The sequence below is a fragment of the Streptomyces sp. Tu 2975 genome (assembly GCF_009832925.1).
GTDB lineage: Bacteria > Actinomycetota > Actinomycetes > Streptomycetales > Streptomycetaceae > Streptomyces.
Genome location: NZ_CP047140.1, coordinates 7,610,159 through 7,623,788, shown reverse-complemented (window position 1 = coordinate 7,623,788; position 13,630 = coordinate 7,610,159). Strand labels below are relative to the sequence as shown.

General features: G+C 73.1%; 17 protein-coding genes and 4 pseudogenes. 6 read left to right on the top strand and 15 right to left on the bottom strand.

Features of this window, described 5'->3' with window-relative positions; translation table 11 throughout:
* Positions 1 to 121: 121 nt before the first annotated feature.
* From GLX30_RS36010 to GLX30_RS34220, 5 genes and pseudogenes are all read left to right on the top strand, one after another.
* Positions 122 to 202, top strand: a pseudogene (locus GLX30_RS36010) (DegT/DnrJ/EryC1/StrS family aminotransferase); the annotation flags it as partial.
* Positions 203 to 317: 115 nt separating this feature from the next.
* Positions 318 to 431, top strand: a pseudogene (locus GLX30_RS36310) (DegT/DnrJ/EryC1/StrS family aminotransferase); the annotation flags it as partial.
* A gap of 97 nt (positions 432 to 528) precedes the next feature.
* The gene (locus GLX30_RS36000; protein WP_347879811.1) at positions 529 to 612 is read left to right on the top strand and encodes a hypothetical protein; all 84 of its coding nucleotides are present in this window, start codon (positions 529 to 531) and stop codon (positions 610 to 612) included.
* A gap of 173 nt (positions 613 to 785) precedes the next feature.
* Positions 786 to 1,133 carry a DegT/DnrJ/EryC1/StrS family aminotransferase gene (locus GLX30_RS35725; RefSeq protein ID WP_244258392.1) on the top strand — a complete coding sequence of 116 codons (348 nt, stop codon included), beginning with the start codon at positions 786 to 788 and terminating at the stop codon, positions 1,131 to 1,133.
* Positions 1,134 to 1,288: 155 nt separating this feature from the next.
* Positions 1,289 to 1,471, top strand: a complete 183-nt coding sequence (locus GLX30_RS34220) for a tautomerase family protein (protein WP_159694760.1) — start codon at positions 1,289 to 1,291, stop codon at positions 1,469 to 1,471.
* A gap of 830 nt (positions 1,472 to 2,301) precedes the next feature.
* Here the strand turns inward: GLX30_RS34220 and GLX30_RS35995 are convergent.
* The 3 genes and pseudogenes from GLX30_RS35995 to GLX30_RS36300 form a co-directional block, all read right to left on the bottom strand.
* Positions 2,302 to 2,433 (bottom strand): hypothetical protein, encoded by a 132-nt coding sequence (locus tag GLX30_RS35995; RefSeq protein ID WP_279632637.1) that lies wholly within the window; start codon positions 2,431 to 2,433, stop codon positions 2,302 to 2,304.
* Between the two features lie 436 nt (positions 2,434 to 2,869).
* Complete coding sequence (locus tag GLX30_RS36305; RefSeq protein ID WP_347879813.1) at positions 2,870 to 3,040, bottom strand: hypothetical protein; 171 nt, start codon at positions 3,038 to 3,040, stop codon at positions 2,870 to 2,872.
* Between the two features lie 181 nt (positions 3,041 to 3,221).
* Positions 3,222 to 3,470 (bottom strand): annotated as a pseudogene (locus GLX30_RS36300) (MFS transporter); the annotation flags it as partial.
* Between GLX30_RS36300 and GLX30_RS36295 the strand changes: the two are divergent.
* Entirely contained in the window at positions 3,421 to 3,630 is a 210-nt protein-coding gene (locus GLX30_RS36295; RefSeq protein WP_159694759.1) for a hypothetical protein, read from the top strand. The pseudogene GLX30_RS36300 and the gene GLX30_RS36295 overlap by 50 nt on opposite strands.
* Before the next feature lie 823 nt (positions 3,631 to 4,453).
* Here the strand turns inward: GLX30_RS36295 and GLX30_RS35720 are convergent.
* The 12 genes and pseudogenes from GLX30_RS35720 to GLX30_RS36265 form a co-directional block, all read right to left on the bottom strand.
* Positions 4,454 to 4,825 carry a carboxyl transferase domain-containing protein gene (locus GLX30_RS35720; RefSeq protein ID WP_279632623.1) on the bottom strand — a complete coding sequence of 124 codons (372 nt, stop codon included), beginning with the start codon at positions 4,823 to 4,825 and terminating at the stop codon, positions 4,454 to 4,456.
* Positions 4,826 to 5,343: 518 nt separating this feature from the next.
* Positions 5,344 to 5,754, bottom strand: a complete 411-nt coding sequence (locus GLX30_RS35715) for a carboxyl transferase domain-containing protein (RefSeq protein ID WP_244258391.1) — start codon at positions 5,752 to 5,754, stop codon at positions 5,344 to 5,346.
* Positions 5,755 to 5,890: 136 nt separating this feature from the next.
* A complete protein-coding gene (locus tag GLX30_RS34200; protein ID WP_159694758.1) occupies positions 5,891 to 6,043 on the bottom strand; it encodes an acyl-CoA carboxylase subunit epsilon in 153 nt (50 codons plus the stop codon).
* A gap of 1,185 nt (positions 6,044 to 7,228) precedes the next feature.
* Positions 7,229 to 7,693 (bottom strand): TetR/AcrR family transcriptional regulator, encoded by a 465-nt coding sequence (locus GLX30_RS34195; RefSeq protein WP_159694757.1) that lies wholly within the window; start codon positions 7,691 to 7,693, stop codon positions 7,229 to 7,231.
* 555 nt (positions 7,694 to 8,248) lie between these two features.
* Positions 8,249 to 9,100 (bottom strand): annotated as a pseudogene (locus GLX30_RS34190) (AfsR/SARP family transcriptional regulator); the annotation flags it as partial.
* A gap of 178 nt (positions 9,101 to 9,278) precedes the next feature.
* Positions 9,279 to 9,710, bottom strand: a complete 432-nt coding sequence (locus GLX30_RS35710) for a hypothetical protein (protein ID WP_244258548.1) — start codon at positions 9,708 to 9,710, stop codon at positions 9,279 to 9,281.
* Between the two features lie 628 nt (positions 9,711 to 10,338).
* Positions 10,339 to 10,650: a hypothetical protein gene (locus GLX30_RS36290; RefSeq protein WP_347879810.1), complete on the bottom strand. Its 312-nt coding sequence runs from the start codon at positions 10,648 to 10,650 to the stop codon at positions 10,339 to 10,341.
* 307 nt (positions 10,651 to 10,957) lie between these two features.
* The gene (locus tag GLX30_RS36285; protein WP_347879798.1) at positions 10,958 to 11,128 is read right to left on the bottom strand and encodes a hypothetical protein; all 171 of its coding nucleotides are present in this window, start codon (positions 11,126 to 11,128) and stop codon (positions 10,958 to 10,960) included.
* Positions 11,125 to 11,301, bottom strand: a complete 177-nt coding sequence (locus GLX30_RS36280) for a hypothetical protein (RefSeq protein ID WP_347879797.1) — start codon at positions 11,299 to 11,301, stop codon at positions 11,125 to 11,127. The genes GLX30_RS36285 and GLX30_RS36280 overlap by 4 nt, the downstream gene beginning before the upstream one ends.
* A 48-nt stretch (positions 11,302 to 11,349) precedes the next feature.
* Positions 11,350 to 11,679: a hypothetical protein gene (locus tag GLX30_RS36275; protein WP_347879796.1), complete on the bottom strand. Its 330-nt coding sequence runs from the start codon at positions 11,677 to 11,679 to the stop codon at positions 11,350 to 11,352.
* A gap of 1,340 nt (positions 11,680 to 13,019) precedes the next feature.
* Positions 13,020 to 13,250, bottom strand: coding sequence for a hypothetical protein (locus tag GLX30_RS36270; protein ID WP_208545538.1), 231 nt, complete (start codon positions 13,248 to 13,250; stop codon positions 13,020 to 13,022).
* Positions 13,229 to 13,567, bottom strand: coding sequence for a helix-turn-helix domain-containing protein (locus GLX30_RS36265; RefSeq protein WP_347879795.1), 339 nt, complete (start codon positions 13,565 to 13,567; stop codon positions 13,229 to 13,231). The genes GLX30_RS36270 and GLX30_RS36265 overlap by 22 nt, the downstream gene beginning before the upstream one ends.
* Between the last annotated feature and the right edge of the window lie 63 nt (positions 13,568 to 13,630).

Sequence of the window (13,630 nt, the reverse complement as noted above, 5' to 3'; positions counted from 1 at the left end):
GGCCGGGACCCCAGGGCGGCTACCGGGTGCCGTTCGCGCGGCGCGGCTCGGTGGTGGGCGAGGCGGACCTGGCGGCGCTGGGCGAACTGGTCCGCTCCGGCCGGTCGCTGACGTCGGGCGTGTGGCGGAGAGGTTCGAGGAACAGTTCGCCCGCCTGACCGGCGCCCGGCACGCCCTCAGCGTCACCAGCGGCACCGTCGCACTGGAACTGGCGGTACGGATGCTGGACCTCGCGCCGGGCGACGAGGTGATCGCCACCCCCAGACGTTCCAGGCGACCGTGCAGCCGCTGCTCGACCACGACGTGCGGGTGCGGTTCTGCGACATCGACCCGACACCCTCAACCTCGACCCGGCGGTACTGGAGACACTGATCACGGACCGCACCCGGGCGATCATGCTCGTCCACTACGGCGGCAACCCGGCCGACATGGACCGCATCATGGCCCTGGCCCGCCGGCGCGGCATCATCGTCGTCGAGGACAGCGCCACGCCCTGGGCGCCGTGTACCGGGGGCGCAGGCCGGGGCGCTGGCGGACATCGGCTGCTTCAGTTTCCACTCCACGAAGAACATCACCACCCTCGGTGGGCGGCATGATCACCCTGGCGCGTGACGAGTGGGCGCAGCGGGTGGACGGATCCGCGACAACGAGGCCGACGGCGTGTACGCGGCGCTGCCGGACACCTCTCGGGCGGACGCCCCGGCGCTGCTGCCGTGGATGAAGTTCGCGGACAGTGTGTACCGTCACCGGGCCGTCGGGATCCGCGGGCGGGCACGAACGCGACCATGTCGGAGGCGGCCGCGGCGGTGGGCGTGGTCCAACTGGCGTCGCTGGAGCGGTTCGTGGCCCGGCGCCGGCAGATCGCGCAGCGCTTGGACGAGGCCATCGCCCCGGTCGCCGGGACCCGGCTGCACCGGGCGGCGTCCGACAGTCTGCACGCCTACCACCTGTACACGTTCTTCCTCACCGGCGGACGCCAGGTACGCGAGCGGTTCGTGCGCGCCCTGGACCGGCTGGGTGTCGAGGTCCAGCTGCGGTACTTCCCCTCCACCTGTCGCCCGAGTGGCGGCTGCGCGGCCACGGCCCGGGCGAGTGCCCGACGGCCGAACGCATCTGGTTCGAGGAGCACATGAACCTGCCGTGCCATCCCGGCCTCAGTGACGCGCAGGTCGACCACATGGTCGAGGCGGTCACCGCCCTGCACGAGGCCCACGGCACGGCGGCCCGGGTGGCCGGGCACCTGTGACATGACCGGACGGTTGTCGTTGACAAGAAAAGAGGCGGGCGTATGCCGTTCATCGACGTGAAGATCTACGACCGGCGGCTCGACGAGGAGTCGGAACGTGCCCTGATCGAGCGTCTGACCCAGGCCACGGTCGACGTGTTCGGCGAGGACATCCGCGAACAGACCTGGATCACTTTGACCCCGGCCGCCACACCGCTGGGCCTGGGCGGTGTACCGGGCCGGTGACCGGGGCGCCGGCCGCGTTCGGGCACCGGCGCCTCTCCCCGGCCACCGGCCTTTACGTAACGGCCGGCCTCTTTCCGCGGCCACCGGCCTTCGCGTAACGGCCGTCGCCGTGGTGTGCTCCGCCGGTCGTTGCGCACCGTCGGCGCCGTGCTCCCCGCCGGGCCTTGCGTCCCGGCCGGCTGCTTGCCCTGCCCGGGCGCCGTTTGTCCGTCCCGGCCGGCGCCTTTGCGCACCGGCCCCCTCGGGGCTTTGCGCACCAAGGGCCGGCGTCTTTGGGACCACCGCCGTCTTCCGCGCCGGCGCCGCTTGCGCACCGGCCCCGGTGCTCGCCGTGCCGGCCGGTGCTTGCCGTCCCCGTCGGCGGCTTGTGCACCGGCCGTGCCTTTCCGCTCGCGCCGGGCCTTGCGTAGCCGGGGCCTTCCCTACCGCCTCGGTGCCCTGTACGCGTTCGGCGGTTTCTGCGGCCTTCCCTACCGCCTCGGTGCTACGCGTTCGGCGGTTTCTGTACCGGCCGGCGCTTGCCCTGCCGGCCGGCGCCTTGCGCACCGGCCCCCGGGGCTTGTGCAAAGGCCGGGGTTTCCGTACCAGCGCCGTCCTCCGCCGCCCGGTGGGGCTTTCCTGTACGCGTTCGGCGGTTCTGTACCGGCCGGCGCCTGCCGTGTGGGCGGCCCTTCGCCGCTCCTTTCGGCACTGTTCTCGGTGCCGGGGGCGGTCGGGGTGCGGGTGTTGTCCGGGTGGGTGCTGCCGGCGGCGACGGCCCGCCCGGGGTCCTGGGGGACCTGGGGGCGGGGCCGTCGGGGTGTGCAGTGCCTTGCGGCGGGGCGGGTCGGTCAGACGGTGGTGGTGGGTTCGGGGCGGGTGTGTGGGCCGGGGTGCGGCCTTGCGGTCGCGCGGTGCAGGAGCATGGCGGCGAGCAGCGCGCCGGTGAAGACGCGCGGCGCCGATGAGCGGCTGGTGTTCACCGCGTCGGCGAACGCGTCGTGGACCTGCTGGTCTGCCGGGTGTGGTGGCGCCGCCCAAGGCCTCGTCGAGGAGCCGGTGCCGGTGATGCGGCGGCAGTTGGGAGGCGAAGCGGGAGCCGAGGACGGCGCCGAGGATCGCCACGCCCAGTCCGCCGCCGAATTCGGTCAGGGTGCCCTGCACGCCCGCTTCCGCGCCGGCTTTGGCGGCGGGATGGAGGACATGACGGCGTGGCCATCGCGGGCATCGCCAGCGCGATGCCGGCGCCCATCAGGAGCAGCCGGCGAGCATGCCGCCGTACCGGCGTCGGGGCCCGATCCGCCGACGGCGACCGCGCTGAGCGGCCGGCCAGCAGCGTCATGCCCAGGCGATGCTGCGGGCGGTCCGAGCGCGCGAGGAGTTTCGCGCCGACAACCGCGAGGTTGAGAGCGACGATCGTCAGGGCCAGCGCGCGGTGCGCAGGCCGGCCTGCAGGGCGTCGTAGCCGAGGACGAGTTGGAGGTGCTGGGTGAGCAGGAACAGTGAGCCGGCCATGCCGAAGGCGACGAGCAGCCCGCCGGCGACGGCGCCGTTGAAGCGCCGGTCGGTGAAGAAGCCCATGTCGAGCATGGGGTGGGTGGTGTGCAGTTCCCAGCGGAACGAACGCGGTGAGCGCGGCCGCGCCGACGGCGGCCGGCAGGAGGACCTGCGGGCCGTCCAGCCGTGTTCGGGCCGGAGATGATCGCGTAGACGACGCCGACCATGCCCAGGGTGGACAGCACCGCGCCGAGCAGGTCGGGCGCCGTCCCTGCGGGTTCTTCGTCTCGGGCACCAGGCGGGCGACGGCCAGCAGGCCCAGCAGCGCCACGGGCAGGTTGATCAGGAAGATCGAGCCCCACCAGAAGTGGTCGAGCAGGGCGCCGCCGAGCAGCGGGCCGGCGCGAAGCCCAGCGAACTGGCCGTCCCCACAGGCCGATCGCGCGGGGCGTTCGTCGTCGTCGAAGACCTGCATGATGACGGCGAGGGTGGTGGTCGCCAGCAGCGCGCCGCCCACTCCCATGCCGGCCCGGGCGGCGATGAGCTGGGCGGAGTCCTGGGCGAAGCCGCCACGCCGACCCGGCGCCGAACAGCACCAGTCCGAGCATCAGCAGCCGCTTGCGGCCGTAGCGGTCGGCGAGCTGCCCGCGGTGAGCAGCAGCCCGGACTGCACCAGCGCATAGGCGTTGATCATCCATTGGATGTCGGCGGTGCTGGCGCCCAGGTCGGTGGTCAGGACCGGATGGCGACGTTGAGGACGGTTTGTCGAGCAGGACGACGAGTTGGGCCAGGCAGATCACGCCGAGGATGACCAGCGCCTGGGGTCACGGTCGGCCGCGGGCGCGGCCGGTGCTGTGCAAGGGATGTCTCCAGGGGTAGGGGCCCGCTGGTCGTGGGACCGTGAAGTCCGCACGGGCCCGGAGCGGTTGTTCTCTTCGTTGGTGCCGGGGCCCTCGGCCCCCGCACCTCCCCATGGCCCGTCAGGCCGTCAGGGCCGTGGGCAGGGGTCCCGTCACTGCGGGAGGCTTACCGGCCCCGACCGGCCGACGACCGGGCAGATCCCGGGGGTTGCCGGGCACGGCCAAGGGTCACCGGCCGCAGTTCGGCGATGGCCGGCCACGGCCCGGGGTCGCCGTTCACGGTCGGTCGATCGCCGGGCACGACCCGGCAGTTGCCGCCCGGGCCGGCGACTGCCGTCCTGGGCGGCCGGTTGCCGGCCGGGCGGCCGACTGCCGTCCTGGGCGGGGCGGTGCCGGTCACTGCGGCGGGTTGCCGTGCTTGCGGGACGCAGTCGGCGTGCTTGGTGCGGAGCATCGCGAGGGACCGGATGAGGACTCGCGTGTTTCCGCCGGGTCGATGACGTCGTCGACCAGGCGCGTTCGGCCGCGTAATAGGGGTGCATCAGCTCGGCCTTGTACTCCTTGACCATGCGCGCCCGCATCGCCTCGGGTCCTCGGCGTCGGCGATCTGCGACGGAAGATCACATTCGCCGCACCCTCCGCACCATCACCGCGATCTCGTTGGTGGCCAGGCGTAGGTCAGATCGGCGCCGATGGACTGCGAATCCATCACGATGTACGCACCGCCGTACGCCTTCCGCAGGATCAGCGAGATCCGCGGACGGTCGCGTTGCAGTACGCGTACAGCAGTTTCGCGCCGTGGCGGATGATGCGCGTGCTCCTGGTCCACACCCGGCAGGAACCGGCACGTCCAGCAGCGTGACGATCGGATGTTGAACGCGTCGCACATCTGCACGAAGCGGGCGCCTTCTCGGACGCCTCGATGTCCAGCACCCCGGCCAGCGACTGCGCTGGTTCGCGACGATGCCGACCACCTGCCGTCCAGCCGGGCCAGCGCGCAGATGATGTTGCGGCCCACCGCTCGTGGACCTCGAGGAAGTCACCGTCGTCGACGAGCTCCTCGATCACCTGACGCATGTCGTAGGGCGGTTACCGTCCGCCGGCACCAGATCCAGCAACACCTCGGAGCGGCGGTCGCCGGGTCGCCGCGCGGCGGTGGGCGGGTTCTCCGTTGTTCGACGGCAGCATCGACAGCAGGTAGCGGACCTCCGCGATGCACGTCTCCTCGTCGTCGTAGGCGAAGTGCGCCACACCCGAGTTTCCGCGTGCACATCCGCGCCACCCAGACCGTTCTGGGTGATCTCTCACCCGTGACCGCCTTCACCACGTCCGGCCCGGTGATGAACATCTGCGACGTCTCACGGACCATGAACACGAAATCGGTCAGCGCGGGACTGTAGGCCGCGCCACCCGCACACGGCCCAGCATCACCGAGATCTGCGGAATCACCCCGACGCACGCGTGTTGCGCTGGAAGATCCCGCCGTAACCGCAAGAGCGCTGACACCCTCCTGGATCCGGGCCCCCGCACCGTCGTTCAACGACACCAGCGGCGCACCCGCCGCGATCGCCATGTCCATGATCTTGTGGATCTTCGTGGCATGCGCCTCACCCAGCGCACCACCGAAGATCCGGAAATCATGCGCGTAGACGAACACCGTCCGGCCCTCGACCGTCCCCAACCGGTGATCACACCATCGGTGTACGGCTTCTTCGCCTCCAGACCGAAACCGGACGCACGATGCCGGCGCAGCTGCTCCACCTCACGGAACGAGCCCTCGTCCAACAGCAGAGCGATCCGCTCACGAGCCGTCAGCTTGCCCTTCGCATGCTGCGCCTCGGTCGCCCTCTCACTCGGCCCCCGCACAGCCTGCCCGTGCAACGCCTGCAGCTCGGCAACCCGGCCGCGGCGTCGGTCGGCCCGCGTCGGCGGGATGTCCTTCAGCATCACCACGACTCCTCGTCCCTTCTCTTCGACCGGGCGGCCGGCGTGCCACCCCCACACCATAACAAACCGCTTGTGCGGTTTTTGGTGTGTGGGGTGGAGTGGCCGGTCTCGCCGTGAACCTGTGTGCGGCGGCTGGTCACCGCCAGCTGTGCGGGCGCGAAGGCGCCGGCGGCTGCCGGCGCCAGTACGCGCGGGTGTGTGTCGTGTCCGGTTCCTGCGGGGTGCGGCGGGTGGCGAGCAGGGAGAACAGCGTCGCGGTGACGGCGGCGAGTTCCTCGGTGCTGGCCACGCGCGCTCGACGCGCAGGAGGCTGCGCTGTCGTCGTCGGCCGGTGTCATGTCGTCCCCATTCCTTCGGCGGTGGCGGCTGCGGTGACGGCCCGACCCCGCCCGCATCCCGCCCGCATCCCGGTCGGGTGCGGGCGGGTGCGGCGGGGTGCGGCGAAGTACGGAGAGTACGGGTGGGCACCGGGTAGGCCCGGGTAGGGCCGGCCGGAGCCCCGGTGGGGGTCTGGGCCTGGGTGCCCCGGTAAGGGCCCTGGCCAAGGAGCCCGGTAAAAGGACCCGGGGTGGGGCCTGGTTGTTGCCTGTGTGGCCTGGTGGCCTGACCAGGCCGGGTGGACCGAGCGGTTCGGGCTCGGAGTGGGTCCGGCCGGTGGGGCGACGCGGTCCGGCTTCCGGCCGGGCGGGCTCGGGCTCGACCCGGGCGGCGGGCACCGGCCTCGCCGCCCGGCCCTGGGCGGTGAGCCGGGCGGCCGGCGGGCGCAGGGGGTGGGTCAGCCGGTCTTGCGTCGGTGGAAGGTGCGGCGGCCGGCCGGGCCGGCGTTGCGGGCCTTGACGCGGCTCTCTTCCTGGCCGCCTTGGCCAGCGCGTTGTGTTCCTTGCGCTCCAGCGCCTGCCGGAACCGGCGCTTGGCCTCCTGGGCGCCTCGTTGCGCTCGGGTGTATCGGTCATGGATGCCTCCTGGCTGGTCGACGGCGGCGCGAGCGGCCCGCTCCCGGGGTGGCGAGGAGAGGGAAATGCCCCCGCCCGGCCGGGCGGCCGGTGCGCCCAGCCACCGCGCCCCGCTCGAGAACGGGTCGACGTTCGCTCGTGACCCCGCCGGGGGACGACCCGCACCTCACCCGACAACCGCCCCGTCCCGCCCCGCACCTCGTCTCCTTGCCCCCTCTCCCCTTCGCCGCGGTGCGTCCTTCGGCGGCGGCTGGGCTACGCCGGTTCCCGGCGGCGGGAAACGCAGCCGGCCCGTCTTCGTACCGGGCGGGTGCGCACCGGTACGAAGACGGCCAGGGCTGGGCGGGGTCAGGCGGCGTGGGCGGGCGGGTGTGGGGGCGGGGGGTGGGTGCGGTAGCGGGGGTGTGGCCGGATGGGACGAGGGCGGGCAGCAGGGCTGCCACAGGGCGTGGACGCGGTGGGCGAGTTCGGTGGGGTCAGGCCGGTGCCGGCCAGGACGCCGATGCCGCAGACGGCGGCGGTCAGCAGGCTCTGGCCGCCTTCGCCGGCGGCGTCCTCGCGCAGGTCGCCGGCGGCGCCGGCCTGTCCGAGCAGCCGCAGGACCTCGGTGATCCATGTCTGGTGGAAGTCGGTGGCTGCGGGGTGCGGCCGGCGCGTTCGTTGGTGATGCGCAGTCCGGCGCGTACGACGGGGTCCTGGTACAGGGCGTCGGCCAGCCAGTGGGTGAGGTCGATCAGGGACTGCAGGGGCGCGGCGCCGGCTTCCCACTGCTGTTGGAGGAAGTCGCACAGCAGTTGCCGGCCGCGTTCCTGGACGGCGTCGGCGAGGCCTTCCTTGGAGGCGAAGTGGAAGTACAGCGCGCCTTTGGTCATGCCGGCGGCGCCGGCGATCTGGCCGAGTGTGGCACTGGCGTAGCCGTACCGGTCGAACATCTGGGCGCCCGCGAGGACCAGCCTGCGGCGGGTGCGTTCCGATCTGGCCTGCATCCCGGTTCCCCTCTCTTCCCTTCACCTGCCCGGCCCTCTTATTCGGCCGGCCCCTTTTTGGTGCGCCGTGACCGGCCCGCCCCGGCGCCGCCCTCCGGCGGCTCCTGGGTGTTCGTGCCGGTCCCGGTCCCGTGTGCTGTCTGTCCTGTCCGTGCACCGGTCTCCGCGCCTCCCTGGGCCCGGCTCTGCCGTACGCGGCGCCGGCCCTGCCTGTATCCGGTCGGCCCTGGCGTCTCCGGTCGGCCCTGGCGTACTCCCGGGCCCCGAATACCGGCGTACGTGGCGCGTACGTGATCCGGCCCTTTTCCGTACGCGGGCGTACTTCGTGGCGGCCTTTCCGTGCTCGGCCGGCCCGGGGCCGGGCCGGCCTGGCGGTGCACCGCCCTGCCCGCTCTGCCCGCGCTTCCCCGGCCCGGGCCGAGCCGACTGCCGGCCGGATGCGGGCTGCGGGTACGGGCTTGGCGCGGGGTTGGACGGCCGCCGGGCTGGGCCGGGTTCGTCAGCCGGCCCGGCTGAGTCGCTCGCCGGTGCGGGGGCGGGCTCGAGCTGCGGTTCGGGGTGGGCCATCAGGATGGAGCGCTGCAGGCGCGCAGGGCGGCGGAGGTTCCAGGCCCAGCTCGCGTACGAGGGCGGCGCGCAGCCGCTGGTAGACCTCCAGTGCCTCGCTGCGGCGGCCCGAGCGGTGCAGGGCGAGCATGAACTGGCCGTGCAGGTTCTCGTGGGTGCGGTAGCGGCTGACCAGGACGGTCAGTTCGCCCAGCAGCTCGCGGTGGCGGCCCAGGCGCAGGTCGGCCTCGATGCGCTGGTCCAGTGCGCACAGCCGGGTCTCCTCCAGCCGCCGTGCGTGCATCTCCAGCAGGAAGCCGGTCTGCACCCCGGCCAGCGCGGAACCGGTCCACAGTGCCAGTGCCTCGCGCAGCTGGCGGGCGGCGCCGGCGAAGTCCCCGGCGTCCATCGCCCGGTATCCCTGCCCGGCCAGCAGTTCGAACTCGCGCACGTCGCTGGTGCCGCCGGAGGTGTTCAGCAGATAGCCGCCCGGTGAGGTCACCAGCACGTCCTTGGCGCTGCGCCGCCCGTCCCCCGCCGCGTCCTGCCCGCTCCCCCTCCCGGGAGCGGCCCGGCGCCGTAGGGGTGCCGGGTGCGGTGTCGTGGGCGGTGCGGGCGCGGTGTCGTGGACCAGCGCGGCCGAGATCAGCTCGCGCAGTTGCAGGACGTAGGTCTGCAGCGTGGTGCGGGCGCTGCGCGGCGGCCGCTGCCCCCACAGTTCCTCGGTGAGCGAGGCCACCGGCACCACCCGGTCGGCATGCAGCGCCAGCAGAGCCAGCACCTGGCGCGGTTTGGGCGCCGTCGGGTCACCGAGACCCCGTTCTCTCTGACGGCCAGCTCCCCCAGCACATCGATGTCCACGCCGTCTCCCCTGTGTCGAAATCGCGCACGCCTTCACCGCAGCGCGCCGGCCGCAGCTCACGGCCCGCCGCGTAGCAGCCGGACACCACCGAGTAAAAAACAGGACGGACGGTTTGTCAATACGAGACCGCTCGTGCTGTTTCTGTGGCGTGCGGGACACCACCCCGACCCGAACAGCTCAGAGAGATCGGTGATAACGGGACAGTGCGGGCGGCGGTGGAGGGTGGGGGCGGCTGAACGCGAGGGAAACAGGGCGGGTGTCTGCTATGGGGTGCCTATGGGTGGTGGTGTCGCGCGGGCCGGCGGGACGATGGCCGGCCGGGGCGAGGCGGGGCAGCATCAGTTCCCAGAAGCCGGTGATCTTGGGCGCGGACAGCCATTCGCGTCGGCCGCGCCCAGGACCTCGAAGCCGACGGTGGCCGCGACGACGGCGGGGCGCGCCGTGCGAGGACAGCCCCTCGGCCAGGTGGCCCTCCCGCTCGGCGTCGTGCAGCATCCGCTCGACCCAGCCCCGCCACACCCCGCGCAGGTCCGGGCCGCCGGTGCGGGAGAGGTCCGCGCTCAGATCGAACCCGGCCCGCACCACCACGTCCTCGGCCAGCGCGCCCATCAGCGCGTGGTGCGTCCACCAGCGCCTGCAGCGCCCCGCCCGGCAGCTCCGGACGCGGCGAGGTGATCCGCCCCAGCCGCTCGGCCGCCTCCTGCTCCACCGCCCGCGCCAGCGCGTTCTTGTTCTCGAAATGGAAGTGCAGCGCCCCGTTGCTCACCCCGGCCCGGGCACTGATCATGGCCAGCGAAGCGGGCGCGAACCCCTCCCGCGCGAACACTTCGGCCGCGGCACGCACCAGCGCCTGCCGCGTGCGGCCGCACGCTCCTGCTTGACCATCGCAGCGATCCCCTCACTGACGGACGGCGGACCGCACACACGCCCCGCCCTGTGCCCACCCCGCACGGCGGACGACCCGGGCACCGGGCGGCATGCGCCATGCCCCGCTCCCCCACCGGCCGCGGGACGACATCCAAAGATTAACAAACCGCTTAAGCGGTTTGTAAGTGGGGGAGGTGATTCCGCTGCACCCACCCCACGTCGGGGCCCGCGCCGGGACGGGCCCGGAGCGGCCGAGGCCGCCCGGACACACAGAAACGGCCGGCCTGCACCCGCCCCGGAGCGCCCGGCGCCCCCGCGGGCGGGATGCCGGGGGCGGCGGTCGTGGAGCAGCGTGCGCGGGGCCGGCTGTTCACCGGCACGGGGGTGCGCGGGGGTCACGGCCCGGCCCGGTGCGCGGCGCGGGCGTGGCGGCGGGGTGCGGCGCGGGTGGCGGGCCGGGCCGGTCAGGGGTCAGGGAAGGTGGCAGAGGGTCGGGTGGGTGGGTCAGGGGTTGGCGGGGTGGGGGTGCGAGGTGGACGGGCAGGGTGCGGTAGCCGCTGATGATGAACGACTCGAGCGGCTGCAGTTCGCCGACCGGGCGGGCCAGGCGTATGCCGGGGAAGCGGGTGAAGAGCGCGGACAGGGCGATGGTGGCCTCCAGGCGGGCCAGCGGGGCACCCAGGCAGTAGTGGACGCCGTGGCCGAAGGCGACGCTCTCGCCGCGCGGGCGCAGCAGGTCGAAGGTGTCGGCGTCCTTGCCGTGGTGGCGGGTCCAGGCCCGCGGCGGCGAAGGACACGATGATCACGTCGCCCCTGCGGATCAGGACGCCGTCCAGGTCGATGTCCTCGACGGCGTAGCGCAGGGGATGTAGGCGGCGGGGTTGTGGGTGCGCAGGGTCTCGGCGATCACGTCGGCCAGTCGGCGCGGCCCGCGCGCAGGTGTTCCAGCTGGTCGGGCAGGGAGAGCAGGGCGGCGACCGCGTTGCTGATCAGGTTGCTGTCGTCTCCTGTCCGGCGCCGATCATCAGGTTCAGGGTCGAGATCAGTTCCTGTTCGCTCAGCCGTTCACCGCCGTCCCGGGCGGCGATCAGCGCGGAGGTCAGGTCCGGGCCGGGCTCGGCGCGCCGGGCGGCGACCAGGGCGGCCAGCAGTTCGGTCACCTTGTCCTGGGCCTGGCCATCTCGTCGGCCGGGACCGAGGTGCCCAGGGTGGTGTCGATCGCCGCGCACAGGGCCTGCCGGTCGGGTCCTTCGACGCCGAACAGTTCGCAGATCACCCGCATCGGCAGCAGCTTCGCGAACGCCGTCCGCAGATCCACCACCCCCACACCCACACCCTCCCCTTCGCCGCTGCCGGGGCCGTCAGCGGCGGCGGGGTGGAGTCATCTCGTCGAGCAGGTCGGCCGTGATCCGCTCGATCCGCGGGCGAGTTCACGGCTGCGGCGCGCGGTGAACGCCCCCGCCACCAGCCGCCGCAGCCGGGTGTGTTCCTCCCCGTGGGCGAACAGCATCGTGGGCGCCGACACCCAGTGGTACAGCGGCCACTGCGACGTGATCCGCCCCTGCACGAACGCCGGCCAGTGCCGGCCGGCGTCCTTGGAGACCCGCCTGTCCGTCAACAGCCGCTTGAGCGGCTCGTGTCCCGTCACCGCCCACGCCCGGACCCCGCCCGGCAGCACCACCCGCGCCGCCGGCCCCTGCGCCCGCAGCAACGCCGCCTCCCCGCCAGATCACGCCCCGTCACATCGAGCGCATACGGACACCCCACCCCGTCCACGCCCCTCTCCCCCGCCACATCCACATCCACGTCCACGTCCACGTTCATGTCGGTGTCCATGTCCGACTCCCCCTCAAATTCGTCCGGCTTCTTCACGCCGCGCCCCATGGCGCGCACCGCCACCCTGCCCACCCCCACGCCCCCGCACCCCACACCCCGCCCCGACCACCCCGGCCACCCCGGCCCCCGCCGGCCGGAGCGGACCGCCGGACGGGCCCCTGGCCGCCGCCGGCCGCACGGGCCGGGGGGGCAGGGCCTCCCGGTGCGGGCCCGGCCGGCCGGGGGTGCTCCTGCCTCGTCCGTCAAACTCGGCGAGGACGGCCGCCATGAGGGACGGGCATCAGGGCGGGACGGGACGGGCCGCACGTCCGTGCACCACTTCGCCTTGCACGAAGACGCCGTCGGCCTGCGGGCGACCTGGCGGAGGGCGGGATCCGGGCCTTGCGGACAAGGCGGGGATGACACCACTGCACTTCGCCGCGCAGGCCCGGGCCGCGACGGCTGCCGCAATCATCCTGGCGGCGGGTGCATCCATGGACGTGGGCGACGGGAACGGTAACACCGCCCTGTTCACCGCGGTGCACACCTACCGAGGGATCCGGGAACGCACCAGGTGCCGCTGCAAGCCGGCGCCGACCCCGAGCAGCACAACGCGCGGGCGTCAGCCCGCACGGTCTTACCGACCTGATCGGCAACTACGACGTGGCCGTTCACATACCCGGCGCGGACAGAACCGGAAGGCACCCACGACAGCACACGCCACCACGGCAGGAAAAGCCCGCCCACGAACGGAAGTTCCCCGAACCGGAACGGCAGCCCGCGGCGGGCGAGTACGAGAACACGAGCAGGCAGGACCGGAAGAGAACCGGCCAGAGCCGCACCACGGCGGCCCGACCACGGGCGGCGGCGCGAGCACGGGGCGCGAGCAGGGCGTGACTGCCGGGTTGTGGGTCGGAGGATGCCCGCACGCCCGGCCAGGGCCGGTGGCCCCGCAGAAGGACCAAGAGGGTGTGGGGCCGCCGCCCACGGGCGGGGCGAAGGGTGCGGGGGCCGCCCGTGGGTGGACCAAGGAAATGCGGGCCGCCGCCCGTGGGCGGCGGCGTGAAGCCGGGGAGCGGAGGTCAGTGGGCGGCGGGCTCGGGGGCGGCGTCGCGGCGGCGGACGGCCTCCTCGTAGGCGCGCACCCGCGGTCGGGAGAGAAGTCCAGGCGGACCAGCACCCCGGGCACGGCGATCGCCGTCATCAAGAACCGGTACAGATCGGCGACCCGTTCGGTCATGTCCTGGCGGCCGTCATGATGTTCGACAGCACCTGCACCCCGGTGAACGCGCCCACGAACGTCTTGGCCGCCCCCACCAGGTCCACATGCGGCAGGATCTCCCCCGCCGTCTGCGCCTGCTCGAACAGGACCTGCGTCTGCTCCGTCCACGCCTGCATCGGCACCCGCCGGTCCAGCCCGTCCCGCAGCGCACCCTGCTCCACCGTCAGGCGCACACTGCCCCGCACGATCGGGTCCCCGGTGTCCCGGCGCAGCAGATACGCCAGCAGCAACGCCCGTCCACCGCCGTCTGCAGCATCAACTCGCCCTCCGGCAGGTCCGGCAGCGCATGCACCTGCTCCGCCAGCACCCCCTGCGCCAGCTCCTCCTTGGAGGCGAAATGGAAATACAGCGCCCCCTTCGTCAGACCCGACCGCTTGAGGATCTCGGAAATGGTCGCCGCCTCGTAACCGACCTCGTCGAACACCTCGGCCGCCGCCACCAAAATCGCCCGCCGCGTCCTCACGGCCCGCTCCTGCCGCGCCATCACCACCACCTCCGACATCCCCGCACCAACGAAAAGAAACCGGCGGGTTCGTATCTTAGCAGCCCAGCGCTCTGCGGCCAG